The sequence below is a fragment of the Alkalihalobacillus trypoxylicola genome, assembly GCF_001590785.1.
Taxonomy (GTDB): domain Bacteria; phylum Bacillota; class Bacilli; order Bacillales; family Bacillaceae_D; genus Alkalihalobacillus; species Alkalihalobacillus trypoxylicola.
Map to the genome: position 1 here is coordinate 1 of NZ_LTAO01000036.1, position 673 is coordinate 673.

Below are 673 nucleotides of genomic sequence, written 5' to 3' on the forward strand. Positions count from 1 at the left end.
AAACATTTCAATGGTCGCTTCCCGAACAAGAGCACGCCCTGTCAGCTTCTCTTCTTTTAAATGTAATCTTCTATATATATTTTCCACAACAACAATAGARTCATCGATCACTCGTCCAATCGCAACCGTTATCGCACCAAGTGTCATAATATTTAAGCTAATATCCATCCAATTTAATACGAGTAGCGCCATAAATAATGAAACCGGTATGGAAACAATCGATATAATCGTCGATTTAAAGTCACGTAAAAACAGCAAAATAATTAAAATCGCAATCAAACCACCAAAGAGAGCCTTTTCTACCATGGTAAAAATAGATTCTTCGATAGGGGTTGCTTGGTCTAAGGAAATATCAACGATAAGCCCTTCCTTCGCTTCAAGCTCCTCATTTACAAGCTCCTTTACTCGATTTACGACATCTACTGTATTATCCTGTGGCCCCTTTACGATTTGAATGGCAATCGCTTCTTCTCCGTTTGTTCTGGAAAGCGATTCTACATAACCAATCACTTCTATATCTGCCACATCTGCTAATGTTACAAAAGGARTAGGGTTTTCTTCCGAAGGTGTAACKGGAATAAGCATCTCTTCCAGCTCAGTCAAAGTCATAAACTTCCCATCAACTGCAACTGCCTGCTCACCTTCTTCAAATTCATACAAACCTAGAGAAATC

The 673-nt window shown here is 38.8% G+C and carries 1 protein-coding gene; it reads right to left on the minus strand.

What is annotated here, in order from left to right; genetic code table 11:
- A partial coding sequence (locus AZF04_RS16545; RefSeq protein ID WP_161485274.1) for an efflux RND transporter permease subunit occupies positions 1-673 on the minus strand: 673 nt, incomplete at both ends.